This is a genomic window from Caulobacter sp. Root1455 (assembly GCF_001426905.1).
Classification (GTDB): domain Bacteria; phylum Pseudomonadota; class Alphaproteobacteria; order Caulobacterales; family Caulobacteraceae; genus Caulobacter.
The window spans coordinates 419,272-443,468 of the sequence record NZ_LMFQ01000021.1; the positions used below are offsets into that span (position 1 = coordinate 419,272).

Annotated in this window: 24 protein-coding genes, 2 tRNA genes and 1 pseudogene; 13 read left to right on the forward strand and 14 right to left on the reverse strand. The window is 69.0% G+C overall.

All coding sequences use genetic code 11. The features are described 5' to 3' along the window. Positions 1-63: 63 nt before the first annotated feature. Positions 64-405 (reverse strand): DUF1491 family protein, encoded by a 342-nt coding sequence (locus ASD21_RS14080; RefSeq protein WP_056442174.1) that lies wholly within the window; start codon positions 403-405, stop codon positions 64-66. Positions 406-504: 99 nt separating this feature from the next. Here ASD21_RS14080 and ASD21_RS14085 point away from each other — a divergent pair, with 99 nt between their 5' ends. After that, positions 505-1,368: a hypothetical protein gene (locus tag ASD21_RS14085; RefSeq protein WP_082554766.1), complete on the forward strand. Its 864-nt coding sequence runs from the start codon at positions 505-507 to the stop codon at positions 1,366-1,368. 145 nt (positions 1,369-1,513) lie between these two features. On the opposite strand, the gene divJ is transcribed toward ASD21_RS14085, so the two are convergent. Further along, the gene (gene divJ, locus ASD21_RS14090) at positions 1,514-3,280 is read right to left on the reverse strand and encodes a cell cycle sensor histidine kinase DivJ (RefSeq protein WP_056442178.1); all 1,767 of its coding nucleotides are present in this window, start codon (positions 3,278-3,280) and stop codon (positions 1,514-1,516) included. 187 nt (positions 3,281-3,467) lie between these two features. Between divJ and ASD21_RS14095 the strand changes: the two genes are divergently transcribed. After that, positions 3,468-4,331: a sensor histidine kinase gene (locus ASD21_RS14095; protein WP_056442181.1), complete on the forward strand. Its 864-nt coding sequence runs from the start codon at positions 3,468-3,470 to the stop codon at positions 4,329-4,331. A 40-nt stretch (positions 4,332-4,371) separates the two neighbouring features. Further along, positions 4,372-4,797, forward strand: coding sequence for a SufE family protein (locus ASD21_RS14100; protein ID WP_056442183.1), 426 nt, complete (start codon positions 4,372-4,374; stop codon positions 4,795-4,797). A 137-nt stretch (positions 4,798-4,934) separates the two neighbouring features. On the opposite strand, the gene ASD21_RS24475 is transcribed toward ASD21_RS14100, so the two are convergent. Next, positions 4,935-5,096 carry a hypothetical protein gene (locus ASD21_RS24475; RefSeq protein ID WP_018061533.1) on the reverse strand — a complete coding sequence of 54 codons (162 nt, stop codon included), beginning with the start codon at positions 5,094-5,096 and terminating at the stop codon, positions 4,935-4,937. A 78-nt stretch (positions 5,097-5,174) separates the two neighbouring features. Between ASD21_RS24475 and trhO the strand changes: the two genes are divergently transcribed. The 3 genes from trhO to ASD21_RS14115 all read left to right on the forward strand — a co-directional run bounded on the left by trhO (position 5,175) and on the right by ASD21_RS14115 (position 7,192). Beyond that, on the forward strand, positions 5,175-6,119 hold the full coding sequence (trhO, locus tag ASD21_RS14105) for an oxygen-dependent tRNA uridine(34) hydroxylase TrhO (protein ID WP_056442186.1): 945 nt from the start codon (positions 5,175-5,177) through the stop codon (positions 6,117-6,119). Positions 6,120-6,327: 208 nt separating this feature from the next. Further along, a complete protein-coding gene (locus ASD21_RS14110; protein WP_056442190.1) occupies positions 6,328-6,660 on the forward strand; it encodes a hypothetical protein in 333 nt (110 codons plus the stop codon). Positions 6,661-6,739: 79 nt separating this feature from the next. Next, positions 6,740-7,192, forward strand: coding sequence for a PA2169 family four-helix-bundle protein (locus tag ASD21_RS14115; protein ID WP_056442192.1), 453 nt, complete (start codon positions 6,740-6,742; stop codon positions 7,190-7,192). 172 nt (positions 7,193-7,364) lie between these two features. Here the strand turns inward: ASD21_RS14115 and ASD21_RS14120 are convergent, their stop codons facing one another. The 7 genes from ASD21_RS14120 to ASD21_RS14150 all read right to left on the reverse strand — a co-directional run bounded on the left by ASD21_RS14120 (position 7,365) and on the right by ASD21_RS14150 (position 12,457). Next, positions 7,365-8,072, reverse strand: a complete 708-nt coding sequence (locus ASD21_RS14120; protein ID WP_056442195.1) for a DUF6456 domain-containing protein — start codon at positions 8,070-8,072, stop codon at positions 7,365-7,367. After that, positions 8,069-8,455 (reverse strand): helix-turn-helix domain-containing protein, encoded by a 387-nt coding sequence (locus ASD21_RS14125; protein ID WP_056442198.1) that lies wholly within the window; start codon positions 8,453-8,455, stop codon positions 8,069-8,071. The genes ASD21_RS14120 and ASD21_RS14125 overlap by 4 nt, the downstream gene beginning before the upstream one ends. A 140-nt stretch (positions 8,456-8,595) precedes the next feature. Then, positions 8,596-9,525 (reverse strand): sugar kinase, encoded by a 930-nt coding sequence (locus tag ASD21_RS14130; RefSeq protein ID WP_056442200.1) that lies wholly within the window; start codon positions 9,523-9,525, stop codon positions 8,596-8,598. A gap of 131 nt (positions 9,526-9,656) precedes the next feature. Further along, positions 9,657-11,429, reverse strand: coding sequence for a DUF885 domain-containing protein (locus ASD21_RS14135; RefSeq protein ID WP_056442204.1), 1,773 nt, complete (start codon positions 11,427-11,429; stop codon positions 9,657-9,659). A 67-nt stretch (positions 11,430-11,496) separates the two neighbouring features. Next, entirely contained in the window at positions 11,497-12,129 is a 633-nt protein-coding gene (locus tag ASD21_RS14140) for a hypothetical protein (protein WP_082554767.1), read from the reverse strand. A gap of 132 nt (positions 12,130-12,261) precedes the next feature. Next, positions 12,262-12,336: transfer RNA gene (locus tag ASD21_RS14145), tRNA-Gly, on the reverse strand. Positions 12,337-12,382: 46 nt separating this feature from the next. Beyond that, positions 12,383-12,457 (reverse strand) — tRNA-Gly (locus tag ASD21_RS14150). A 203-nt stretch (positions 12,458-12,660) separates the two neighbouring features. On the opposite strand from ASD21_RS14150, the gene ASD21_RS14155 reads away from it, so the two are divergent. After that, the gene (locus ASD21_RS14155; protein ID WP_056442207.1) at positions 12,661-13,521 is read left to right on the forward strand and encodes an SDR family oxidoreductase; all 861 of its coding nucleotides are present in this window, start codon (positions 12,661-12,663) and stop codon (positions 13,519-13,521) included. A 33-nt stretch (positions 13,522-13,554) separates the two neighbouring features. Here ASD21_RS14155 and ASD21_RS25135 read toward each other — a convergent pair. The 3 genes and pseudogenes from ASD21_RS25135 to ASD21_RS14165 form a co-directional block, all read right to left on the reverse strand. Further along, positions 13,555-13,740: pseudogene (locus ASD21_RS25135) on the reverse strand (type II toxin-antitoxin system RelE/ParE family toxin); the annotation flags it as partial. 43 nt (positions 13,741-13,783) lie between these two features. After that, complete coding sequence (locus ASD21_RS14160; protein ID WP_156398378.1) at positions 13,784-14,014, reverse strand: CopG family ribbon-helix-helix protein; 231 nt, start codon at positions 14,012-14,014, stop codon at positions 13,784-13,786. Between the two features lie 56 nt (positions 14,015-14,070). Further along, positions 14,071-14,943: an alpha/beta hydrolase gene (locus tag ASD21_RS14165; RefSeq protein WP_056442211.1), complete on the reverse strand. Its 873-nt coding sequence runs from the start codon at positions 14,941-14,943 to the stop codon at positions 14,071-14,073. Positions 14,944-15,000: 57 nt separating this feature from the next. On the opposite strand from ASD21_RS14165, the gene ASD21_RS14170 reads away from it, so the two are divergent. Further along, a complete protein-coding gene (locus tag ASD21_RS14170; RefSeq protein ID WP_056442214.1) occupies positions 15,001-16,167 on the forward strand; it encodes a glycosyltransferase family 4 protein in 1,167 nt (388 codons plus the stop codon). Continuing rightward, complete coding sequence (locus tag ASD21_RS14175; RefSeq protein ID WP_056442215.1) at positions 16,164-17,135, forward strand: glycosyltransferase family 9 protein; 972 nt, start codon at positions 16,164-16,166, stop codon at positions 17,133-17,135. The genes ASD21_RS14170 and ASD21_RS14175 overlap by 4 nt, the downstream gene beginning before the upstream one ends. Positions 17,136-17,307: 172 nt before the next feature. On the opposite strand, the gene ASD21_RS14180 is transcribed toward ASD21_RS14175, so the two are convergent. Beyond that, positions 17,308-17,919, reverse strand: a complete 612-nt coding sequence (locus ASD21_RS14180; protein ID WP_056442219.1) for a YitT family protein — start codon at positions 17,917-17,919, stop codon at positions 17,308-17,310. Positions 17,920-18,191: 272 nt separating this feature from the next. On the opposite strand from ASD21_RS14180, the gene infC reads away from it, so the two are divergent. The 4 genes from infC to ASD21_RS14200 all read left to right on the forward strand — a co-directional run bounded on the left by infC (position 18,192) and on the right by ASD21_RS14200 (position 24,185). After that, positions 18,192-18,713 (forward strand): translation initiation factor IF-3, encoded by a 522-nt coding sequence (infC, locus tag ASD21_RS14185; protein ID WP_007672122.1) that lies wholly within the window; start codon positions 18,192-18,194, stop codon positions 18,711-18,713. Positions 18,714-18,907: 194 nt separating this feature from the next. Then, entirely contained in the window at positions 18,908-20,827 is a 1,920-nt protein-coding gene (locus ASD21_RS14190) for an alpha/beta hydrolase family protein (RefSeq protein ID WP_056442222.1), read from the forward strand. Positions 20,828-20,885: 58 nt separating this feature from the next. Then, positions 20,886-22,844 carry an alpha/beta hydrolase family protein gene (locus tag ASD21_RS14195; RefSeq protein ID WP_056442224.1) on the forward strand — a complete coding sequence of 653 codons (1,959 nt, stop codon included), beginning with the start codon at positions 20,886-20,888 and terminating at the stop codon, positions 22,842-22,844. A 90-nt stretch (positions 22,845-22,934) separates the two neighbouring features. Then, positions 22,935-24,185: an MFS transporter gene (locus ASD21_RS14200; RefSeq protein WP_056442227.1), complete on the forward strand. Its 1,251-nt coding sequence runs from the start codon at positions 22,935-22,937 to the stop codon at positions 24,183-24,185. The last annotated feature ends 12 nt before the right edge of the window (positions 24,186-24,197 follow it).

The window sequence follows — 24,197 nt, forward strand, 5'->3', positions numbered from 1 at the left end:
AGAGCAACAAAGATCCTCATCCTGAGGCGTCCGCGCGGCGGACCTCGAAGGACGCACCGCGCCTCAGCCCTTGGGTTCCGCTTCCACCGGCTCGGTCAGGAAATGCCGCCCGTCGCGGTCCTCGATCTCGATCACCCAGATATCCGGATCGATCCGCGCGGCGCGTTCGGCGTAGGCGTCGAGATCCGGCTCGAAGTCCGAGCGGACGGGCTGCATCCAGAACCGCTCGCCGTCGCCACGCGTGGCTTCGCTATAGAGCTTGGCGGTGTTGGCGCGGCGGTCGACGGCCTTGACCAGCACCGCACCGGCCCGCGGGTCGCCCTTGCGGGCCACCGTGGCGAAGGCCCCGCCTAGTTCCGCGCGCCGGATCAGCGCGCCGACCCAGATGTCCGTCGAAAGTAGCATCGCTAACCGAACCGCAACCTCGGCGCCCTAAGGCTGCCTGCTGAAACCGCTCTCGCAGAATACGAGATTATGACGTCAAGAAAGACCCTTGGGGGTCGGATGGCGCGGTGGCTAGGGATTTTCGTCACGACCGCCGGGATCGGCGCGTCGAGTCAGGCCCATGCCGCCACCGCCGCCGACCAGCTCTACGAACGCACGCTGATGACCTCGGCCGACGCGCGCTGCCGGCTGTTCAAGCCCGCGGTGGGCTCGGCCCTGGACGCCGCCCGCGCCCAGGCGCGCGGCGCGACCCTGCGTTCGGGCGTCAGCGAGGTTCAGGTCCAGGCCGTGGAGCAGCGGGCCCGCGCCAAGGCCGGCGTGGCGGCGTGCAACTCTCCGGACCTGCAGACAGCGGCCGGCCGCGTGCGCCAGGCGTTCGACGGCTATTCGACCATGCTGCGGATGACCTATCCGGGCGACCGCGCCACCTGGCAGGCCGACCGCTCGGTCTCGGCGACCATTCCGATCTGGCGGCTGTCGCAGCCGGCCGGGTTCGGCGGCGACCGGCTGGTGTTCGGCCTTTCCGGCCGGGCCAACGACATGCTGGCCGTGGCCGTCTTCGCCGACAACGCCCAGCCCTACACCGCGCGCCTGGTCGTGCGCGACACCCTACGCACCCAGGGGCCTTATCTGAACGCCCGCAACGCCAAGGGCCTGGCCGCCAACGCCGCGCCGCGCAACGCCAGCCGGGTGTTCGGGGCCGAGACCCGCGACGCCGCGCCCCCCACCCTGCTGCCGACCGGGGCCAAGACCGGCCTGTCGTTCCGCTTCCCCCGCGAAGCCGCCGACGCCATGAGCCGCCTGGACCCGCGCGAAGCGGCGACGGTGGAGTTCGTGTTCACCAGCCGGACGGGCGTGGACGTGGTGCGGCGGGCCTATGTGGAGGTGGGGGATTTCGCGGCGGGACGGGCTTTTCTTCGGTAGGCGCTTGGGCGGCTAACGCTTGCCCCCTACGGGCCTTCGGCCGTCTTCCCCCAAAGGGGGAGGAGGTTCGCGCGAACGGTCCTCCGCCCCCTATGGGGGCGGACAGGCGGCGCAGCCGCCAGGTGGGGGCAAGTGGGTGAGGCCCCTACCTAGGCGGGGCGAACTTCACGACGTTGGGCCCCAGTTCCGCCTCTTCCGACTCGACCTCCGGCAGGGACAGCGGCTCCAGCAACGGCGCCTCCATCATCGGGCGCGAGGCTTTCAGCAGCACCGGCATGCGCACCGAGACGCTGGTGCCGGCGCCCAGGCGGCTTTCGATATGCATCTCGCCGCCGTGCAGCTTGGCGAAGGCTCGCACCAGCGACAGGCCCAGGCCGGTGCCCTTGGCGCGCTGGTCGACGCCGCCGGCCTGCTCGTAGGGGCGGCCCAGGCGTTCCAGGTCCTCGGGGCTGATGCCGACGCCGGTGTCGGCGACCACCAGTTCGAACTCGCCGTCGTGGCCGTCGGCCGTGACCGTGACCTGGCCGCCGCGCGGGGTGAACTTCAGGGCGTTGGACACCAGGTTCAGCACGATCTGCTTGAGCGCCCGGCGGTCGGCGTCGACCTCCAGCTCGCCCGGCGGCAGGACGCCGCGCAGCTGCACCCCGGCCGCGTCGGCCTGGACACGCAGCAGCCGCATGGCGGCGGTCACCGCCTCGCGGGCGTCGAACTCGCCGCGCTGCAGCTCGAAGCGCTCGGCCTCGATCTTGGACATGTCCAGCACGTCGTTGATCAGGTCCAGCAGGTGGCGGCCGCTCTCATGGATCAGCTCGGCGTATTCGCCGTAGCGATCGGTCAGCGGACCGAACATCCGGGCGCGCATGATGTCGGAAAAGCCCATGATGGCGTTCAACGGCGTGCGCAGCTCGTGGCTCATATTGGCCAGGAAGCGGGCGCGGCCGGCGGCCAGGCCTTCGGCCTCGGCGCGGGCCTGCTGCAGGGCGGTCTCGCGGGCTCGTTCGATCGTGGCGTCGCGCATGACGCCCACCAGCAGGTCGGGCGAGACCTGGCGCAGGTCCAGGCACAGGGTGCGGGTCGGATCCAGCAGCGGCGCGAAGGCGACGCTGGCCTCGCCGCCGTCGAGGGCGGCGGCCAGGGCGGCGCTGACCTTCTGGCGGTCGCTGGCCAGGGCGGCCGAGGCCAGGCCCTCGTTGACCAGGTTGAGGGTCGCGACGCCGCGCGGCGCGGCCCCGCGCACGCTCTTGACCCGACCGTTGCTGGCGATCACCAGCAAGAGCTGCGGCGCGCCGTCGACCAGGGTCTGGAGGGTGTTGAGTTCGCCGATCTGGCGATTGTCGCGCTCACCCGCGCGGCGGTGGGTGAGGATCAGGCCCGAGGCCAGGCCCACCCCGACGGTGGCCACCGACAGGAAGCCCAGGATGAAGGCCAGCGGACCGGTGGGCGCGGGCGGGGCCAGGCCCGACAGCTGGGTCAGGGCCGCCACGGCGCCGCCGATCAGGGCCAGGCTGGCGCCCTCGGCCAAGCGTCGCGGCGAGGACAGGGTCGAGGCGGCCGCCACGGGGGCCAGGATCCAGGCGCTCATCGCGCCGGACACGCCGCCGGTCACCACCGCCGCGCCGGCGCCGCAGGTGGCCCAAAGCACCAGGATCAGGGATTGCAGGCGCTCGTCGCGCCGGTCGCCCACGGCCAAGGCGGCCAGGGCTGGAAGCGCGCCGGCCGCCAGGGCCAGCCAGATCGGAAGGCCGACGACGCCAGGCGTGAAGGCCGCCGCGCCGGTCGCGAAGATCACGGTCGCCAGCCAGCCCAGCCGCCAAAGATGCGCCGCGCCAAAGCCCCCCGGCGAGGTTTCCCTCGACAGTTGGGCCTGACCCGGCCTGGGGCCGGTCTGGAGCGGGGCGCCGTCGATGGGCAAGGCCGCGAGAATCCCTTCCGGTGAGTCTTCGTCGTCAAAGGGTAACGCCGGGAGCCCCCTCCCCCAAGGCCGTACAATCGGCGCGGGATCGTTAACGCCAGAGCTTCTTGTGGATGGAAACGGATTCGTAAGCGCCTTGGTTCATTCTGGCCCATCGAAGTAACGGACAGAAGGTCCGGGAGTCCCCATGCCGCCACCGGCGATCACCGACGCCTCGAGCCCCGCCGAGACGCCGCGCGAAAGCGCCGGCGCCGATACGGGCCTGATGTCGCAAACCACCGCCTTCCGGCGGGCGGCGGCGCGCGCGCGGCGGCAGCAGGCGCTGGACGATCAGAAGCGTTCGTTCCTGCGGATGGTCAGCCATGAACTGCGCACGCCGCTGAACGCGGTGATCGGCTTCTCAGAAATCCTGTCCTGCGAGCTGTACGGCCCCCTGGGCGCGCCGCAGTACAAGGAATACGCCACCCTGGTGCACGAAAGCGGCCTGAAGCTGCTGCGGCTGGTCAACCAGATCGTCGAGATCGCCCGCCTGGAAGGCCACGTGACCGACCTGGACCTGGGCGAGGAGAGCCTGGACGACGCCGTCGAGGACGTGGTCCTGCAGTTGCGCGGCGAAGCCCTGGCCCGCGGCGTCAGCATCGTCACGCCCGAGGTCGGAACCCTGCCCTGCCTGCAAGCCGACGGCCGGGGCCTGCGCACCATACTGACCAACCTGCTGCAGAACGCCCTCACCCACTCGCCCCAGGGCGGATTGGTGGTGATCGAGGCGAAACAGATCGGCGGCGGCCTGGTCGAGATCGAGATCCGCGACCATGGCGAGGGCGCCGACCCGACCGACCTGGCCCGGCTGATCCGCCCGTTCGAACAGGGCGGGGCCACCCTGACCCGCGCGTCCGGGGGCGCGGGCCTGGGCCTGCCGATCGTGGACCTGCTGACCCGGGCCATGGACGGAAACCTGCGGCTGAAATCCGCGCCTGGGCAAGGATTCACCGCCGTCGTCACCCTGCCCGAAGCCCAGGCGCGGACGTCGATGGCGCGGGCGCGGCCTTAAAGGTCTTCCCCTTTCGGCTGTCGCGTCTTAAGTCCGCGCCATGCAACGCCCCATCGACGCCGCCCTCGACGAACTGGCTGACGAGTTCGAACTGCTCGGCGACTGGGAAGAGCGCTATCGCTACGTGATCGAGCTGGGCAAGGACCTGGCCCCGCTCAGCGAGGCCGAGCATTCCGAGGCCAACAAGGTGCGCGGCTGCGCCAGCCAGGTATGGCTGGTGACCGAACCCCAGGCGGACGGCACGATCAGGTTCCGGGGCGACAGCGACGCCCACATCGTCAGCGGCCTGATCGCCATCCTGATGCGGCTCTATTCGGGACGGCCGGCCAAGGACATCGTCGATTTCGACGCCGCCGCCGCCATGGCGCGGCTTGGCTTGTCGGAGGCCCTGTCGTCGCAGCGCTCGAACGGGCTGAAGGCGATGGTCGCGCGCATCCAGCGGGACGCCGGCGCGCTGGCGAGCTGACGCGCCTTGCGTCCTTCGAGGCGCGCTTGCAGCGCGCACCTCAGGATGAGGAATTCAGCAAGACCGGCACCGACGTCCTCATCCTGAGGCGCCCGCGCAGCGGGCCTCGAAGGACGCACGGCGACGGCGGCCTAATTTCAGAAGAACCCGGCGCGCGTGCCGATGAACCAGATCGCGATCACGATCAGCACCAGCTGCAACAGCCAGTTGACCGGCGACGGAATGGGGCTGCGCTGGACCGCGTAAAGAGCCAGGCCAAGCAGCACGAGGGCGACGACGATGACGATCAGAATGCTCATGCCGGTCTAAGCGCGTCTCTTGGTTGAAAGTTCCAGCACCGCTTGAGAAGCCGCCGGCCAGCGCCTATCAGCCGCTCCATGAGCTTCCGCGTCGCCGCCCTCTATCGCTTCACGACCTTCGCCGACCCGCTGACGATCATGCGGCCGTTGTCGAAGCTGTGCTGCGGCCTGGGCGTCAGGGGCACGCTGCTGCTGGCCCGCGAGGGGATCAACGGCACCATCGCCGGCCCGCCCGAGGCGATCGACCAGGTGCTGGACCACATCCGCGCCCTGCCCGGTTGCGACACGCTGGAGCTGAAGTTCGCCGAGGCCGAGGCCATGCCGTTCCACCGCATGAAGGTGCGGATCAAGCGCGAGATCGTCACCCTGGGGGCCGGCGACCTGGATCCGGCCAACAACGCCGGGACCTATGTCGAGCCGGCCGACTGGAACACCCTGATCGCCCGCGAAGACGTGGTGGTGATCGACACCCGCAACGCCTACGAGGCCGCCATCGGCACGTTCGAGGGGGCGATCGATCCCAAGACCGCCGCCTTCAGCGACTTCCCCGCCTGGTTCCGCGCCTTCCGCGAGACCTGGGACCCGGCCGCCCCGCCGCCCAAGGTGGCGATGTTCTGCACCGGCGGCATCCGCTGCGAGAAGTCCACGGCCTTCCTCAAGAGCGAGGGCGTGGACGAGGTCTTCCACCTGAAGGGCGGCGTCCTGAACTATCTGGAGACCATCCCCGCCGACGCCAGCCTGTGGCGTGGCGAGTGCTTCGTGTTCGACGAGCGGGTGGCGGTCGGCCATGGCCTAGCGCCGGGCAGCCACGCGCTGTGCCGGGGCTGCCGCATGCCGGTCAGCCCCGACGACCGCGCCTCGGAGCACTATGTCGAGGGCGTCTCCTGCCCGGCCTGCCACGACGCCCGCGACGACGAGGCCAAGGCCCGCTACGCCGAGCGCCACCGGCAGGCGACGCGAGCGAAGGAGCTGGGGATCGCCCATGTGGGGGCGGTGATGGGCGAGCGGGACGTCGAGCCCTAGGATACTTGGCTTCGGCGGCGAAAACCTCGTCCTTCGACAAGCTCAGGATGAGGTTTTCTACTGCACGGCCCGCACAATGGTCCTCATCCTGAGCTTGTCGAAGGACGAGGACCACGCACCGGACCTGAACATCGATAGGACCTGGAAGACGGGATCATCCCCGTCGCCCCCGCGTTATCGAGGCTCCCTTCTCTGACGGAGCCTCCCCATGGCCGCCTATGACGCCTCCTACGGCACGCCCGCCGCCGCTCGCCAGGGCCTGCTGTCCAGCCTGTCCGACAAGATCTCGGGCCTGTTCCACAAATCGCCCTCAAGCAACCATGGCGCCGATCCCTATGCGCCCGTCCCGCCGGCCGACTACGCCCTGACGCCCGACGCCGAGGGCAAGATCACCCTGGCCGGTTACAAGGTGCCGGTCGCCATCGCCGTGATCGGCGCCGGCCTCGTCGCCGCCCTGCTGATCAACCGCCGCACCCGCGCCCCGGCCATCGCCGCGGCCACCACGGCCTGGAGCTTCTTCGGGGCCAAGCTGGCGAGGTGAGGCCCCGCTTCGAACCTGTCGCGCACGCCTCGCGTTAGGCCGTTCCCCTTTTTTGACCCCCATTCGAAGGAAAGCTTCCATGCCCCACACCAACGAAGACCACATCAAGCTCGTCAACGGCTTGGTCGAGACCACCATCGACAGCGCCGACGGCTATGAGGAAGCCGCCAAGGACGCCGAGGGCGCCCGCTTCAAGACCCTGTTCACCCAGCGCGCCCAGGAGCGCCGCTCGGTCGCGTCGGAACTGCAGGACGAGGTCCGCCGCCTGGGCGGCGAAGCCAAGGACGACGGCACCATCCTGGCCGCCGCCCACCGCGCCTTCGTCAATCTGAAGGACAGCCTGACCAAGGGCGACGAAGCCGTCGTCAGCGAGGTCGAGGCCGGCGAGGACTACATCAAGGCCAAGTTCGAAAAGGCCCTGAAGGACACCGACGTCGACGCCCAGACCCGCGCCGCGATCGAAAAAGCCTGGACCTCGGTCAAGTCCGGCCACGACCAGATGCGCGACATCAAGCACATGCTGAAGCACTAGAACAAAGGCCCTTCCCTCCCCTTTATGGGGAGGGGGGACCAGCGAAGCTGGTGGGTGGGGCCCACGGCGCCAAACACACTGCACCGATCCCCCACCCGACCTCCTTCGGAGGCCACCCTCCCCACAGGGGGGAGGGAAGAATTCGAGAGCTGGGCGGCCGCTCTGGACGGCATCACACCATCCGGTAGTGCATCGCCAGCCGCTGCAGCGCCAGCTTCAGCACCGTCTTGCCCGCCCGTCTCGGCAGGCCCAGTTCGCGCTCGGCGACCTGCAGGGCCGTCTCGGCCAGGCACACCCGCTCCAGCATCTCCCGCAGGCCCGGCCCCACCGCCGCCAGGGCCGCGGCGATCCGGTCCTTGGCCGCCCTCGCCCGCAGCGCCGGCTCCAGGAGCGGGCCGCCGCTCCCTCCCGGCTGGGCGTCCCAGTTCATGGTCAGGCGGCCCACCGTGCCGGCCTTCTGGAAGTCTTCGCGCAGCCGCTCGCCGGCGGCGATCTCGACCGTTTCCAGCCCACCCCGTCGCGCCAGCCACGCCAGTGGTGACTCCCCGAGATTGGCCCGCAGCACCACGTGCTGGTCGCTGCCCTCGATCACCACGCGCTCGCCCTCGATCACGCCCGGACGTCCCGGCGGCGGAGTCGGCGGGCCCAGCGGCTTGACCAGCCGCCAGCCCCCCTCGCGGCGCGGGGCCAGGGCGCCGTCGCGGGCCAGCGTGCGGAAGGCGGCTTCGTCCACGGTCAGCATGGCCCGCCGGCGCGGGGCGAAACGGACCACATAGCCCAGGCCCTTGACCTCGATCAGCGCGCCCGGCCGCCGCAGCAGCCGCTCGGCGCGGGCGGCCAGGTGTTCGGCCTCCAGCGCCCGTTCGAACGCGCCGCTCATCGGTCCGCCCCCAGCTGCGTCAGCTCCGGAATGGCCTCGGGCGCCTGTTTCACGCAGGCCTCCAGCACGGACATCCGCGCGTCGAAGGCGGCGTTCTCGCGCATGTCCTCGATGCGGTGGCAGGCATGGCCGCAGGTGGTGCGGTCGCGGTTGAACGCGAAGGCCACCCGGATCAGCGGCCAGTTGAAATTGACGTGCGCCAGATAGATGGCGATCTGCCGGGCCCGCGCCGCCGCCTTGCTGGTCCGCCCGGTCGAGGCGATGTCCGATGGCGCAACCCCGGTCGCCAGGGCCACGGCGTGGGTGATGAAGGCGGCCGTCAGTCGGTCGCGGCGCGGGTCGGGCGAGATCGCCCAGAGATCCTCGAGAGCTTGAGCCAGCATCGGCTTCCCCCTGCGAACGGCGTCCCCGTGACGCCCTCGACCAGAATCCTAGGCCGAGATTCCTGGGATGAGGATAACTTTCCTATTACGCGCGTCTAGTAGGAATATAAACCTTTGATTGTGCTGAGGCGGACCCCGCTCTATCCCCGCGACCAAACGGGCATCGAGGCCTCCGGGATGATCGCGCCCTTGGTCGTCACCACCGCCGCGGCGAGCGCGTGGCCGCGACTCACGGCGGTTTCGACCGGCAGGCCGGCCAGGCGCGAGGACAGGTAGGCGGCGTTGAAACTGTCGCCCGCGCCGGTGGTGTCCAGCGCCTTGACCCGGGCCGGGGCCGGGGTGGCGATGCGACCGTCAGGGGTGTGGACATTGACCGCGTGGCTCTCGTCGCGCGCCACCACCTCGGCCCCAAACCCGGTTCCTGGGGCGGCCCATTCGGCGGCCAGGTCCTCGGCCTCGCGGCCGTAGAGCGGGCGGCTATCCTCGCCGCTCAGCGACACGTAGCGGCACGAGGGTACGACACCGTCCAGCGCCTCGCGCGCCGCTTCCGGCGAAGCCCACAGGGCCGGGCGGTAGTTGAAGTCCAGCGCCACGGCCACGCCCAGCGAGTGGACGTAAGCGAGAATGTCCTTCAGCCGCGCCCGCCCGATGTCGCCGATCACCGCCAGGGTGACGCCCGACAGATAGACCAGGTCGCTGGCCTTGGCGGCGGCGATCAGCTGGTCGGCGGTGTGCTGCGAGAACAGGTCGCGGATCGGGGCGCGCTCGCGCCAGTAGTGGAACTTCCGCTCGCCGTTCTCGTCCAGCACGATGGCGTAGAGGCCCGGCAGGCGGTTCTCGGCCTCGCGCACCAGGGCGGTGTCCAGCCCCTCGCGGCGCATGGCGGCCAGGGCGCCGTCGCTGAACGGGTCGCCCTTGCCCAGGGCGGTGCAGTAGGCGACCGCGTCGCCCAGCCGGGCCATGTAGACGGCGGTGTTGAAGGTGTCGCCGGCGAACCCCATCCGGTGCAGGCCCTCGCCCTCTGGCGACAGCTCGACCATGCATTCGCCCAGGACGGTGATCTTGGCCATATGACCTTCTTCTTGAGCCCTCCCCCTTGATGGGGGAGGGTTGGGTGGGGGTGGTCACGGCTTCAGCGGCTGAACCGCCGTGTCCCCCCCATCCCCGACCCTTCCCCCATCAAGGGGGAAGGGAGAAAACGCTACCCTTTTTTCCGCTCCGCGATCCAGGCGTCGATCTTCGCCTCCAGCACCGCCAGCGGCAGCGAGCCGTTCAGCAGCACCGCGTCGTGGAAGGCCCGCTCGTCGAACCTGTCGCCCAGCGCGGCTTCGGCCCGATGGCGTAGTTCCAGGATCTTCAGCTCGCCCACCTTGTAGGCCAGGGCCTGGCCGGGCCAGGAGATGTAGCGGGCCACCTCGACGTCGATATTGGTCGGCGACAGGGCCGTGTTCTCGAGGAAGCAGGCCTTGGCCTGGTCCAGCGTCCAGTGCTTGGCGTGGATGCCGGTGTCGGCCACCAGCCGGCAGGCCCGCCACATCTCGTAGGACAGCCGGCCGAACAGCTCGTAGGGGTCGCGATAGATCCCCATCTCCTCGCCCAGCCATTCGGAATAGAGGCCCCAGCCTTCGCCATAGGCGTTGAAATAGACGGTCTTGCGGAACTCCGGGACGCCGGTCTGCTCCTGGGCCAGGGCGGTCTGGATGTGGTGGCCGGGCGCGCCCTCGTGCAGCACCAGGGCCGGCAGTTCGTAGAGCGGCCGCTGGTCCAGGGCCGAGGTGTTGATCATCAGCCCGCCGGCCCGGCCGGTCTTGGGATCGCCGCCGAAATAGCGGCCGGTGGTGTAGCCCTGCTCGATGCTGGCCGGCACCGGGCGCACGCCGTAGGTCAGGCGCGGCAGGGTCCCGAAGTGGGCGGGCAGCTGGTCGTCGGCCCGCTTGGCGATCTCGCTGGACTTCTCCAGCAGCTGCTGGCGGCTGGTGGCGTAGAAGCGCGGGTCCTTGCGCAGGAAGGCGATGAAGGCCGGCAGGTCGCCCTGGAAGCCGGCCTGCTTCATCACGACCTCCATCCGCGCGCGGATCCGCGCCACCTCCGACAGGCCCAGGGCGTGGACCTGGTCGGCGGTCATGGTCGTGGTGGTGTGGCGGCGCACCAGGAAGGCGTAGTAGCGCTGGCCGTCGGGCAGGTCCGAGACCGCCAGGCTCCTGGCGGCGTGCGGCAGGTATTCCCGTTCCATGAAAGTCACGAAGTCGGTCCGGGCCGGGGCGACCTTGTCGGTCACGACCTTGGCTCCCTCGGCCAGCAGGGCGGCCCGGCGGTCGGGGGGAATGGCGGCGGGCAGGTTGTGCAGCGGCGCCAGCAGCGGGTCGTCGGCCAGGGGCGTGGCGGCGGTGCGGCGAGCGCGGTCCAGCACGGCCTGGGCGGTCGGGACGGCCTGGACGAAGCCGGTCGCCACCCCGCGCCGGGCGCTGGCGATATTGGCCGCGTACCAGTCGGGCGCCTGGGCCAGAAGGGCGATCCACAGCCTCGCCTCGGCCTCGGACCTCAGGTGCATGCCGTTGGCGCGGTAGAGCAGGATCACGTCGAAGCCGCCGTCGGTGCTGAACGGCATGCGGGCCTCGTCGAACGACAGGCCCTCCAGCCGCTCGTCCAGGCTCCATTTCAGGATGGCGTGGGTCAGGCGCTGGTCGGGCTTCAGCGCCTTCAGGTCGACGCCGTCCAGCGTCTGGCGCGCCGAGGTCAGCAGGGCCTTGCGGTCGGCGTCGGCCTTGGGTCCGACCGGCGGGAACTTGAAGCGCGAGGCCTCGTCCGCCCCGCCCTCGCCGTCGTCCTCGCCGGCCCCCGCCGCCTCGTAGGCCTTGACCGCCTGGGCCAGGCGCTCCGAAGCGTTTTGGGCGGCGGCGCCGGACGTCGCGGCGACGGCGGCGCCGTTCAGCATCAAGGCCAGGGCCAGGCCCAGAAGGACGCGTTTGGACATCGAAAGCTCCCCCGGGGGTTCACCGCGAAGGTTAGATCAGGAATCGCCTCGTCCTAGAAGGCTGGCGCTAGAACGTCGTCTTGCAGCCCTGCCTGGCGTGCACGCCGCGCAGGAAGCCTCGGCGGGCGTAGCCGGCGTCGAGGGCGGCGTTCAGCCGGCGGTCGGCCGGGGCCGCGCCGGTGACTTCGCGCACCAGGCTCCGGAACGGGATGATGGAGTTGATCACCGTCTTGCCGCCGGCCTCGGCCAGCTTGCCGGCGCGGTTCTCCTTGACCTCGTTGCCGACGACATAGTCGGCGCCCAGCACCTCGTTCAGCGAGGTCAGCTCGCTGGACAACTGCTTGCAGGTCTTCAGGCCCTTGAGGCTGTAGGGATCGTTCTGCGCCTTGACCAGGATCGGCGGGATCTGGCGCTTCATGATGCCGACGTCGCGCACGGGCTGGGTGCCGATGTCCACGGACTTCTTGCGAACCTCGGTCCAGCCGCCTTCGTTCGGCTCGGCGTTTTCCGGCGTCGTGGACGAGACGGGAGGGGTGACCTGCTTTTCAGGCTTCGCGGCCTGGCTTTCGGCCGGGGGCTTCCGGATCGGGTATTGAGGCTTGGGGCCCGCCTGGGCCTGAACCGCCCCCGCCAGCACCAAGACCGTCGCGAGCGCCGCCATGCGGGTCGCCTGCGTTTGTCCAAGCTTGAAGTCAGTCATGGTCCGTCATCCCCAGTCCCACCCGCCCGAGCAGGGTGATCACCGATCAGCAACGGCGGCCCGCGCAACCGGTTCCATAGGCCTATCAGGCGCCCACCGGATGCGTCACGCTTCAAATTCTGGGAGGGAAATTGGAGCGGGCGAAGAGATTCGAACTCTCGACCCCAACCTTGGCAAGGTTGTGCTCTACCACTGAGCTACGCCCGCATCCGGGATATTTCGGGTCTCGTTCCATCGCCGGAGGACCGGAGAATGGAGCGGGCGAAGAGATTCGAACTCTCGACCCCAACCTTGGCAAGGTTGTGCTCTACCACTGAGCTACGCCCGCATCGGCGAGGGCTGAAACAGCGCCCCGCGACGAGGAGGCGGCTTATGGCAGAGCGCCCTGCCGTTGGCAAGCGGTCTGACGCGGGTTCGGGCGCGTCATTGTGGACAACGCGCGGCCCCTCCCCCGCGGGGGGAGGAACGCCACTTGCGCGAACGCACGTTTTGCCCGCTCAATCGGCCCTTCATTTCAGGGACTTGAGCCTTTTGCGTCTGTTCGTGTTCGGATTGGGTTATGTCGGCCAGGCGTTCTCGCGGGCCCTGATGGCGCGGGGCTGGGAGGTGGCCGGCACGGCGCGCGACGCCGCCAGCGCCGCCAGGCTGGCCGCCCAGGGGATCCAGACCGTGGACGCCGAAGACCGCGCCGCGATGATCGCCGCCCTGACCGGGGTCAACGCCGTTCTGATCACCGCCCCGCCGACCGCCGAGGGCTGTCCGGGCCTGGAGGCGGTGATCCCCGCCCTGGCCGCCGCCCAGGCCTTCCCCGACTGGATCGGCTATCTATCGACCACCGGCGTCTATGGCGATTTCGAAGGCCGTTGGGTGTTCGAGAGCTCGCCGCTGAAGGCCCAGTCGGTCGAGGGCGCGCGCCGCGTCGGGGCCGAGCGTGACTGGCGCCAGGTCGGGCGCGGCATGGGCCTGACGGTGACGACCTTCCGCCTGCCCGGCATCTACGGTCCCGGCCGCAGCGCCCTGGACCGCCTGCGGGCCGGCGAGGGCCGCCGCATCGTCAAGGAAGGCCAGGTGTTCAGCCGCATCCACCGCGACGACATCGTCTCGGGCCTGCTGGCTTCGCTGGACCGCCCCCGGGCGGGCGGCGTCTACAATCTGTGCGACGACGAGCCGTCCCCGCCGCAGGACGTCATGGAGCATGCCGCCAGCCTGCTGGGCGTTCCGGCGCCGCCCGATCTGCCGTTCAATGCGCTGGGCCTGTCGCCCGCCACCCGCCGCTTCTACGCCGAGAACAAGCGCGTCTCGAACGCCCTGGCCAAGGCCGAACTGGGCTGGCGGCCGAAATACCCGACCTATCGCGAAGGCCTGGCGGCGATCCTGGCGGGCGGGGGTTAGAGGCTGTCCGGCCAGCGCGACGATAAAGGGACTTCCGGGCACCACGAGTTCGCGCGCGCCGGCACGACGCCCTGGTCGTCCGGGGAAGTCGCGAAGCCCCGCAACCGTACTGACGATCCGTTGAACCTGGCTCGCCGCCGCTGAGGGGCGATCTTGAGCGATCCACGCCCGAGCCAAGGCAAGATCGCGCTTGGCCGGCTCGGTCCAAACGAGGCGCATGCAATCAATCGCGTGTGGGCATGGGACGTTCGTTCGGCGTGTCTCAGGACGCGACCCATTCCGCGATTTCGTCGTGCTCGAAGACCCGTCCCTCCTCGGCCGCACGCAAACCTTCGTCGATCGCCGCGTCCTGCCAGTCGCGTAGCTCGAGGAATTCGCGCACGGCTCGCTCGACCAGCACCGCCTTTGGCTGGTCCATGACCTCGGCGACCTCGGACAATCGCCGATCTAAGTCACCGTCGAGTTCTAAGCGGAAAGGAGCGGATTTCGTCATCAGCATTCCCGAACAAGTCGTGAACATACCATACGGCCGACGACAGAAAAGGCCAGCTATTCCTCCTCCGGCCCGATGTCGGCCGCCGCCCAGGCGGTGGCGGGGGCCTGCCCCGCCGCGCGCGCTCGCGCCGCCCGGGCCAGGCGGCGGGCCACCGGGTCGTCGTCGACCGGTTCGGCCAGCACCCGCGCCTCGGCCACCGCCGCGACCAGCCGCTCCAGGTCCTGGGGCCGCGACAGGCGATGGTCGCCGTCCTTGATCAGGGTGAAGACCACATCGTCGGAGGTCAGGCCGTTGGCCAGCTCCAGGGCATGGGTCCAGGGCACGTCGGGGTCGGCGCCGCCCTGCAGGACGCGCACCGGCATGTCGATCGGCACGGGCCCCGGCAGGATCGACCAGCGGGCGCCGTCCTCCAGCAGCTGGCGGGTGATCGGATAGCCGCCGTCGTCGTACTCGGACGGGCGGATCCAGCGGCCGTCGCGGGCGATCGCCGCCTTGGCGTCGGCCGACAGCTCGGGCTCCATCAGCTTCTCGGTGAAGTCCGGCGCGGGGGCGATCAGCACCATGGCCTTGACCCGGTCGGGACGCGCGATGGCCGCCAGGCAGGCCAGCCAGCCGCCCATCGACGAGCCGACCAACACCAGCGGCCCCTCGGTCAGCTCGTCGATCACCGCCAGGGCGTCCTCGCGCCAGCGGCTGATCGTGCCGTCGGCGAACTCGCCGTCCGACTCGCCGTGGCCGAAATAGTCGAACCGCAGGTAGCCGCCGCCGGTCGCCCGGGCCTGATCGGCCAGAACCTCAGCTTTGGTTCCGGTCATGTCCGAGTGGAAGCCGCCGAGCCATACAACCGTGGGCTGGGTTCCGTGGACGGCGCGATACGCCAACCGCAGATTGCCGCCACGAACGAGGTGCTGAAGGGAATCGGTCATGGCGCGGCCTTGTTCATTTCGATAACTACGACCCCTCAAACCTCGTTAGAGCAACGCGTGTCCATCCTTCCCGACGATTTCACGCTTCTGCAGGTGACCCCGGAACTTGAAACCGGCGGCGCCGAACAGACGACGATCGACGTGGCCCACGGCGTGATCGCCGAGGGCGGCAAGGCCCTGGTCGCCACCAAGGGCGGCCGCATGGCCGCGCGGTTGGAGGCCGACGGCGGGCGTCTGGCGCAGATGCCGGCCCAGTCGAAGAACCCGCTGATCATGCTGGGCAACGCCGCGCGGATGATCGACCTGATCCGTCGTGAGAAGGTGTCGCTGGTCCACGCCCGCTCGCGCGCCCCGGCCTTCAGCGCCCTGTGGGCGGCGCACGCCACCAAGACGCCGTTCGTGGCCACCTATCACGGCGTCTACAACGCCAAGTCCAGCCTCAAGCGCTGGTACAACGCGGTGATGACCAAGGGCGACCTGGTGATCGCCAATTCGGAATACACCCGCGCCCACGTGATCGCCGAGCACGGCATCCCGTCCGATCGCGTGGTGGCCATCCCACGCGGCGTCGACCTGACCCGCTTCGAGCCCGGCCTGGTCTCGGGCGAACGGGTCAAAGCGCTGCGCGACGCCTGGGGCGTCTCGTCCGACGACCGCCGGCTGAAGGTGCTGCTGGCCGGCCGGCTGACCCGCTGGAAGGGCCAGGCCCTGGTCATCGAGGCCATGGCGCGGCTGAAGGCGATCTCCGACACCCGCATCCTGCTGCTGCTGGTCGGCGACGACCAGGGGCGCAAGGCCTATCGCGCCGAGCTGGAGCACATGATCGCCCAGGCCGGGCTGCAGGACAGCGTCAAGCTGGTCGGCCACTGCGACGACATGCCGGCGGCCTATCTGGTCGCCGACCTCGCCATCGCCCCGTCGCTGGAGCCCGAGGCGTTTGGCCGGACGGCGGTCGAGCCCCAGGTGATGGGCAAGCCGGTGATGGCCGCCGATCACGGCGCGGCGCGCGAGACCGTGGTCGACGGCGAGACCGGCTGGCTGGTCGCGCCGGGCGACCCCGAAGCCTGGGCCCAGGCCTTCGCCAACGCCTGCGAAACGGGGGCCGCGCGACGCCAGGCGATGGGCATGGCGGCCCGGGCGCGCGCCCGAAAATTGTATTCTGTTGACGCGATGGTCGAAGCAACGCTCAAGGTCTACGCACGCGTTCTGGAGACGAAAAGTTGAGCAAGGAAATCAAGAAGGTCCTGGTTATCAAGCTGGGCGCCCTTGGCGATTTCGTTCTGGCCCTGGCGGCGATGAAGAAGATCCGCGAAGCCCATCCGCGCGCCAAGATCACGCTGCTGACGACCCCGCCCTTCGAAGCCCTGGCCAAGCTGTCGCCCTACTTCAACAGCGTCGAAACCGACGGCCGTCCCAGCGACTTCGGCGACCTGACCGCCCTGCTCGGCCGGCTGCGCAAGGCCCGTTACGACCGGGTCTACGACCTGCAGACCAACAGCCGCACCAACTGGTACTTCCAGGCCCTGCGGCCGTTCGCGCCGCAATGGTCGGGCATCGCGGCGGGCTGCTCCCTGCCCCAGCGCGGCAAGGCCCGCGACCACATGCATACGCTGGAGCGGCAGGCCGACCAGCTCAAGCAGGCCGGCATCTGGCCCGACGCCCCCACCGAGCCCGGCGGCGCTCCGGCTCCGGACCTGTCGTGGATCCTGCGTCGCATCAAGGAGCCGCGCCCGGTGGCCGGCGCCGCTGCGCCGCGTCCCTATGTGCTGCTGGTGCCAGGCGGCTCGGCCCACCGGCCCGAGAAGCGCTGGCCGGTCGAAAGCTACGCGCAGCTCGCCGCCCTGCTGAAGGCGCGCGGGCTGGACATCGTCATCATCGGCGGACCGCAGGAAAGCGCCATGGCCCGCCAGATTCAGAAGGCCGTGGGCCAGGCCCGCGACCTGACCGGTCGCACCGACTTCGCCCAGCTGGCCCTGCTGGGCGCCAAGGCGGCCCTGACCGTCGGCAACGACACCGGTCCGACCCACCTGCTGGCCGCGGCCGGCGCGCCGACCATCGCCCTGTTCTCCGACGCCTCCAATCCCGAACTGTGCGGCCCGCGCGGCCACGTCGCCGTGATCCGCTCGCCGGACCTGAAGGCCCTGCCGGTCAGCACCGTGGCCAGCGCCGCGATCTCGCTGCTGCCGCGGTGAGTCAGAAGAGCTAGAAGAACCTTCCCTCCCCTTCATGGGGAGGGTGGCCCCCGAAGGGGGTCGGGTGGGGCTCGCTGAGCCGACACCCTGCACCGATCCCCCACCCGTCGGCTTCGCCGCCACCCTCCCCACAAGGGGGAGGGACGAGCATGAAGGTCGGCTCTCGCTCTGACTAATACCCCTCGTACCGCCCGGGCTTGTGGTTGGCGATGATCACCACGCTCAGCGCCACGGCCGACAGGATCGACAGCAGCAGCTTGTCCCAGCTGATCACGGCGAAGGCCGCCGCCACGATCAAGCAGTCGGACGCCATCTGCACCTTGCCGGCGCTGACCCCGCGCTTTTCGTAGAGCCACAGCGCCAGCACCCCGATCCCGCCGACGCTGGACTTGTGCCGGGCCAGGGCCAGGATGCCCATGCCGATGATCGTGCCGCCGAAGATCGCGGCGAAGACCGGGTCGACCGTGGTGATCCTCAGCCAGGCCGGCATGCCCAGGGCCAGGCCCGCCAGCAGCAGGTTGGTGACCAGGGTCTTGCCGGTGAACACCCAGCCCAGGGTGCGCTGGGCCAGCACGTAGAACGGGATGTTCAGCAGGAAGAACAACACCCCGACCGGCCAGTGGGTCAGATAGGAGACGATCAGAGCCACGCCGGCGACCCCGCCCGTCGACAGGCCGGCCGCCTTCAGCAGGGTCAGGCCCACGGCGATGAAGCTGGAGCCGATCAGCAGGGCGTGGACGTCCTCGATCGGGGTGTGGCGGGCGGGCGAAGTCGACGTGCTCATGGAGGCTTGAAACGGGTCACGATTGGAAATGAAGGCCGACCCGACCCCGGCGTTTCGCTCCCCCGATCCCTTCTCGGCGCGTCCGGCTCCTTAAAAGGCGAGCCTGTCGTGCGCATGCGCCTTGATAGCGCGGGACTCCTTCGTCATATATCACTTGCGAACGCGGCGTCCCCTGGACTCCGCGCGAACTCATTCAACGATACGCCCCCGGATCGATACGTCCGGTGGCAAAAGCCCTTTAACAATACCGGAGCCGCCCTATTCGCCGTCCTATGCAAACGCCGCCCGTCAAGGATGGTCCGCGTATAAACGATGACATCCGCGTCCCTCGCGTCCTGCTGATCGACCAAAATGGCGAGAAGCAAGGCGAGATGCCGATTTCCGCCGCCCTGGAAGCGGCCGAGGAAGCAGGCCTGGACCTGGTCGAGATCGTTCCGAACGCGAACCCTCCGGTCTGCAAGATCCTGGACTACGGCAAGTTCAAGTTCCAGGAGCAGAAGAAGAAGAACGAGGCTCGCAAGCGGCAGAAGATCGTCGAGCTCAAGGAAATCAAGCTGCGCCCCAACATCGACATTCACGACTACGACGTGAAGGCCAAGTCGATGACCCGGTTCTTCGAGGAAGGCGACAAGGTCAAGGTGACCCTGCGCTTCCGCGGCCGTGAAATGGCGCACCCGGAACTGGGCATGAAGCTGCTGCTGAAGGTCAAGGCCGACTTCGACGAGATCGCCAAGGTCGAGTACGAGCCGCGCATGGAAGGCCGCCAGATGATCATGATCCTGGCCCCGCGCTAAGGCGCCCAGCCAAGCTCCACGAAACGCCTCGGTCGCAAGGCCGGGGCGTTTTTCTTTGCTCTGCCCTGAGCGCCGCCGCAACCAGACGGGGAGAACAAGCTCGACAATACCGTCGGCCCTTTCTAGCTTGACCGTAGTTTGGGGGACTTCGCGTGTTGAACAGCGTCTTGGCCGTCGTGACGGCCGGTTTAGCCATGGCTGCGGCCGTTTGCGCCAGCTCCGGCTCGGCCTCGGCGGAAGGTCCGCCCCTTTCCGTCTATGGCGGCCTGCCCAATCTGGAGGAGGTCGAGATCTCTCCGGACGGCGGCAAGCTGGCCATCATCGTCACCAACGGCGAGGAGCGCTCGGTGATGGTCCGTGACGCGGCCGAGGGCGGGAAGGTCATCACGGTCCTGCGGGTGGGCCAGACCAAGCTGCGCGACATCAAGTGGGCGGGATCGGACCACCTGCTGGTCACCGCCTCGGCCACGACCATGGTCTTCGCCCTTTCAGGACCCAAGCGCGAATACTGGAAGACTTTCGACTACGACATCGTCACCAAGAAGCAGACCTTCCTGATGAAGGACGCGCCGGGCACGATGAATGTCGTTCTCACGCCGCCCACGGTCCGCTTCATCGACGGAACGCCCCACGCCTTCGTCGAGGGCGTGTACTTCGTCGACCGAATGGGACGAAACACCCTCTATCGGATCAACCTCAAGACCGGCGCGACCAAGATGGCCAGCGCCTCGGGACTGGAGGGCACCGATAGTTGGCTGGTGTCGCCGGAAGGCGAACCCCTGGCGCAATCGGTCTACGACGAAGAAAAGGGCGCCTGGAGCCTGATGCTGAAATCCGGGGGAACCTGGAGCACGGTCGAAAAGAGCGCCTCGCGCACCGGTTCGCTGGGCTTGGAGGGCCTCGGCCGCGACGGCCATTCGGCGCTCGTGTGGATGCGCGACCCCAAGGACGAAGACCAGCTCGTGCTGCGCGAGTTCTCGCCGCAGGGCGGTTCGACCGAGGTTCCCCAGGGCGGGGCCTTCGACCAGCTGGTGCATGCGCCCGGCGACGGCGCCCTGCTGGGCGGCTACGCCCTGGTCGGCGACGAGCGGCGCTATACGTTCTTCGACCCGAAGGACCAGGCGAACTGGGACGCCTTGCGGGCGACGATCCCGGACGAACAGCCCATCCTGGCCTCCTGGTCGGACGACCGGCGCAAGATCGTGGTGTTCGTCGACTCCGCCGCCCTGGGCCCGGCCTACGCCCTGTACGACGCCGACGCCGGGACCCTGCGGTGGCTGGGCGGGACCTATGTCGGCCTGACCCTGGACGGCATCTCCGAGGTGCAGTCGATCAAGTACAAGGCCGCCGACGGCCTGGTGATCTCCGGCTACCTGACCCTGCCCAAGGATCGCGAGGCCAAGAACTTGCCGCTGGTGGTGCTGCCTCACGGCGGCCCCATGGTGCGCGACACCCTGGGCTTCGACTGGTGGAGCCAGGCCCTGGCCTCGCGCGGCTACGCGGTGCTGCAGCCCAACTTCCGCGGTTCGGACGGCTTTGGTCCGGATTTCATCCGGGCGGGCTACGGCCAATGGGGCAAGGCCATGCAGACCGACCTCTCGGCCGGCGTTCGCGGCCTGGCCAGGGGCGGGATCATCGATCCCAAGCGGGTCTGCATCGTCGGCGCCAGCTACGGCGGCTACGCGGCCCTGGCCGGCGCGACCCTGGATCAAGGCGTCTATCGTTGCGCCGCCTCGGTGGCCGGCCCGTCCGACCTGCCGCGCATGCTGATCGACAACAACCACCTCCAGGACTCCACCAACAACTCGACCCTTCGTTACTGGCTGCGGTTCATGAACGCCGACGGCGTCAAGGACCCCGACCTGGCCGCCATCTCTCCGGCCCGACTGGCCGACAAGGTCGCGATCCCGGTGCTGCTGATCCACGGCAAGGACGACACCGTCGTCCCCTACGTCCAGAGCACGCTGATGGCCGACGCCCTGAAGAAGGCCGGCAAGCCCGTCGAGCTGGTCACCCTGACCGGCGAGGACCACTGGCTGTCGCGCGGCGCCACCCGTCAGCAGATGCTGAACGCGGTGGTCGGCTTCCTCGAGAAGAACAACCCGCCGAACTGACCACCTCACTCCACCTCCTATCCATGACGCAGAGCGCGTCCACGGAGCCCACTCGACTATGAAGAAACTGTTCACCGCCGCCGCCATGGCCCTGGCCCTCGGAGGCCTGGCGGCCTCGCCCGTTCAGGCCGCCGCGCCGTTGGAGGCCTACGGCCGCCTGCCCTCGATGGAAAGCGTCTCGATCTCGCCCGACGGGACGATGATCGCCTTCATCGTGACGGCCGACACCGGCAACGATCGCTACATCGTGGTCCAGCCCCTGGGCGGCGAACCGATCCAGACGGCCAGCATCGGCTTCCGCAAGGTGCGCTACATCAAATGGGCCGGGAACGATCACGTCGTCATTGTCACCTCGACCATGGATGTGGTGCCTGGTGTCTTCTACGCCGGTGAGATGTTCCAGGCCGCCAGCCTCAACGTTCGCAACGGCAAGATGATGCCTCTGCCGAAGCGTTCGGCGGAGTCGGTGGTCAATGTGCTGATGGACGACGTGCAGCCCGGCGTGATCGACGGCAAGCCTTCGGTGTTGACCAGCCTCTATGTCGCCGACGGCATCAGCTACCAATACAAGGGCAATCACCTCGACCTGTACTCCATCGACCTGGACACCGGCATCGCTCGCCGCCAGCAAATGGGCGACAGCAACACCTCGAGTTACCTCGCCCGCAGCGACGGCACGCCGTTGGCCAAGGTCAGCTTCCGCGAACGCGAAACCGTGAGCCAATGGACCTTGTCCCTGCGCAAGGGCTCGACCTGGCAGGACGTCTATCGCGTCGACGCGCCGATCGACACGCCGGACCTGTTCGGCATCACGCGCGACGGAACCAAGCTGGTGGTGGACAGCTACGACGAAAAGGAGAAGGACTGGCGCCTGACCTATCTCGACATCGCGTCGGGCAAGCTCGGCGACTACATCGGCTCGGTGAAGCCTCGCGGGGTGATCAGGGACGATGATTCGGTCGTCCTGGGTTATTCCTCGTACGATGGCTTCACTGAATACGACTTCACCGAACCGGCGCTGAAAGCGGCCTGGCCGATGATCAAGGGCGTGTTCAAGGGCAAGCAAGTGACCCTGGCGTCCTGGACCCCCGATTTCGGCAAGCTGGTGGTCTACGTCGATGCGAGCACGGAGTCCGGCGCCTATTATCTGGTCGATCTCACCGCCAAGAAGGTCAACCCTCTGGGGCGCGCCTATCCGAAACTGGCGGCGGCCGACGTCGGCGAAGTACGGCCCATCAAGTACGCCGCAGCCGACGGCCTTGAGATCACCGGGTTTCTGACTTTGCCGCCCGGCAAGAGCAACGCCAAGGGCCTGCCGCTGATCGTGCTCCCGCATGGCGGCCCCCAGTCTCGCGAGACCGCCGGCTTCGACTGGTGGGCCCAGTCCCTGGCCTCGCGCGGCTACGCGGTGCTCCAGCCCAACTTCCGCGGCTCGTCGGGCTTTGGCGAAGCCTTCGTAAACGCGGGACATGGCGAGTGGGGCCGCAAAATGCAGACCGACCTGTCGGATGGCGTCACCTACCTCGCCGCCCAGGGCACGATCGATCCCAAGCGCGTCTGCATCATGGGCGGCAGCTACGGCGGCTACGCGGCGCTTGCCGGCGCGACCTTGCAGAAGGGCGTCTACCGCTGCGCCGTCGCCGTGGCGCCGGTCGCCGATGTCGGCGACTTCCTGCAATGGCGAGCCGATAAGGGTGGGACCAAATCGCTGACTATCCGCTACTGGAAGCGGTTCCTGGGCATCGACGCCTATAACGATCCCAAGCTGGCCCTCATCTCGCCGACGAAGCAGGCCGCCCAGGCCAGCGCGCCGATCATGCTGATCCACGGCAAGGACGACACCGTCGTACCTTATGACCAGAGCGTCGACATGACCAAGGCGCTCCAGGCCGCCGGCAAGCCCGTCGAGTTCGTCACCCTGCGCAACGAGGACCACTGGCTTTCCAGCGCCGAGACCCGGCTGGAAATGCTGACCTCGGCCGTCACCTTCCTCGAGAAGAACAACCCGCCGAACTGACGGGCGACGTCGCTCCCATCGGCGGCCGCTGTCTGAAATTTCAGATAGCGGTCGCCAGGGCCTGCGATCCGGCGTAAACCGCGCGCCCTGATGAGCACGCTTTCCACGCCCGACACGCCGACGACCCTGAAGACGCCGGACGCCAGTCCGCGCGCGCTCTATGTCCTGCTGCTGGTGGTGTTCATCAACCTGGTGGGCTTCGGGCTGGTCATCCCGCTGCTGCCCTTCTACGCCAAGTCGCTGAACGCCAGCCCCTGGCAGGTGACGGCGCTGTTCTCGGCCTATTCGCTGGGCCAGTTCCTGGCCGAGCCGTTCTGGGGACGGCTGTCGGACCGCATCGGCCGGCGGCCGGTGCTGATCGTCACGATCCTGGCCAACACCCTGTCCTACGTGGCCCTGGCCTTCGCGCCGAACATCGCCTGGGCCTTCGCCATCCGCCTGTTCAGCGGCTGCGCCACCGGCAACATCTCGACGATCCAGGGCTACATGGCCGACGTCACACCGCCGGAGAAGCGCGCGGGCCGCATGGGCCTGCTGGGCGCGGCGTTCGGCATGGGCTTCGTGGTCGGCCCCACCCTCGGCGGACTGCTGCCGGGCGTGGCCAAGTTTTTCGGCCATTCCGACACCGGCCGCCTGGCCTTCCAGATCCCGCTGCTGACCGCCGCGGTCCTGGCGGCGATCGCCTCGCTGGGCGTCTTCCTGTTCGTGGTCGAGAGCCGGGCGCCCAGCCACAAGGACGCCCCCGTGACGCGCCGGCGCGACCATCTGGCCGCCGCCGCCGCCCACCCGGTGCTGTCGCGCGTGCTGCTGGTCACCCTGATCTCGACCGCCGCCTTCGCGGGCATGGAGGCGATCTTCGGCTTGTGGACCCAGGCCCGGTTCGACTGGGGTCCGCGCCAGGTGGGGCTGTGCTTCGCGGTGATCGGCATCATCGCCTCGGTGGGCCAGGGCCTGATCACCGGCCGGCTGGCCCGGCGGTTCGGCGAGGCCAAGGTGCTGACCGCCGGCCTGACGATCATCGCCTTCAGCCTGGCCCTGACGCCCTTCGTCCCGACCAGCGCCTTCGTGCCGGTGGCCGTGGGCTGCACCGCGTTCGGCCAGTCGCTGGTCTTCCCGTGCATCGCGGCCCTGATCTCGCGCGCCACCCCGCCCGACAAGCAGGGCGCCATGCTGGGCCTGAACATGGCCGCCGGCTCGCTGGCCCGCATGGGCGGACCGATGCTGGCCGGTCCGCTGTTCGGCCTGGCGATCGGCGGTCCCTACTGGCTGGGGGCGGTGTTGATGCTGCCGGCGGTCGCCTTCGCCCTGACGATCGAAAGCCGGGTCAAGGCCGCCGCGTAAGGCGCTTGCGTT

Excerpts from the sequence above, each read along its gene's own strand:
- ASD21_RS14080 (WP_056442174.1), bottom strand. The coding sequence starts at position 405 with ATGCTACTTTCGACGGACATCTGGGTCGGCGCGCTGATCCGGCGCGCG.
- ASD21_RS14085 (WP_082554766.1), top strand. The coding sequence starts at position 505 with ATGGCGCGGTGGCTAGGGATTTTCGTCACGACCGCCGGGATCGGCGCG.
- ASD21_RS14095 (WP_056442181.1), top strand. The coding sequence starts at position 3,468 with ATGCCGCCACCGGCGATCACCGACGCCTCGAGCCCCGCCGAGACGCCG.
- ASD21_RS14100 (WP_056442183.1), top strand. The coding sequence starts at position 4,372 with ATGCAACGCCCCATCGACGCCGCCCTCGACGAACTGGCTGACGAGTTC.
- ASD21_RS24475 (WP_018061533.1), bottom strand. The coding sequence starts at position 5,096 with ATGAGCATTCTGATCGTCATCGTCGTCGCCCTCGTGCTGCTTGGCCTG.
- trhO (WP_056442186.1), top strand. The coding sequence starts at position 5,175 with ATGAGCTTCCGCGTCGCCGCCCTCTATCGCTTCACGACCTTCGCCGAC.
- ASD21_RS14110 (WP_056442190.1), top strand. The coding sequence starts at position 6,328 with ATGGCCGCCTATGACGCCTCCTACGGCACGCCCGCCGCCGCTCGCCAG.
- ASD21_RS14115 (WP_056442192.1), top strand. The coding sequence starts at position 6,740 with ATGCCCCACACCAACGAAGACCACATCAAGCTCGTCAACGGCTTGGTC.
- ASD21_RS14120 (WP_056442195.1), bottom strand. The coding sequence starts at position 8,072 with ATGAGCGGCGCGTTCGAACGGGCGCTGGAGGCCGAACACCTGGCCGCC.
- ASD21_RS14125 (WP_056442198.1), bottom strand. The coding sequence starts at position 8,455 with ATGCTGGCTCAAGCTCTCGAGGATCTCTGGGCGATCTCGCCCGACCCG.
- ASD21_RS14130 (WP_056442200.1), bottom strand. The coding sequence starts at position 9,525 with ATGGCCAAGATCACCGTCCTGGGCGAATGCATGGTCGAGCTGTCGCCA.
- ASD21_RS14135 (WP_056442204.1), bottom strand. The coding sequence starts at position 11,429 with ATGTCCAAACGCGTCCTTCTGGGCCTGGCCCTGGCCTTGATGCTGAAC.
- ASD21_RS14140 (WP_082554767.1), bottom strand. The coding sequence starts at position 12,129 with ATGACTGACTTCAAGCTTGGACAAACGCAGGCGACCCGCATGGCGGCG.
- ASD21_RS14160 (WP_156398378.1), bottom strand. The coding sequence starts at position 14,014 with ATGACGAAATCCGCTCCTTTCCGCTTAGAACTCGACGGTGACTTAGAT.
- ASD21_RS14165 (WP_056442211.1), bottom strand. The coding sequence starts at position 14,943 with ATGACCGATTCCCTTCAGCACCTCGTTCGTGGCGGCAATCTGCGGTTG.
- ASD21_RS14180 (WP_056442219.1), bottom strand. The coding sequence starts at position 17,919 with ATGAGCACGTCGACTTCGCCCGCCCGCCACACCCCGATCGAGGACGTC.
- infC (WP_007672122.1), top strand. The coding sequence starts at position 18,192 with ATGCAAACGCCGCCCGTCAAGGATGGTCCGCGTATAAACGATGACATC.
- ASD21_RS14190 (WP_056442222.1), top strand. The coding sequence starts at position 18,908 with ATGGCTGCGGCCGTTTGCGCCAGCTCCGGCTCGGCCTCGGCGGAAGGT.
- ASD21_RS14195 (WP_056442224.1), top strand. The coding sequence starts at position 20,886 with ATGAAGAAACTGTTCACCGCCGCCGCCATGGCCCTGGCCCTCGGAGGC.
- ASD21_RS14200 (WP_056442227.1), top strand. The coding sequence starts at position 22,935 with ATGAGCACGCTTTCCACGCCCGACACGCCGACGACCCTGAAGACGCCG.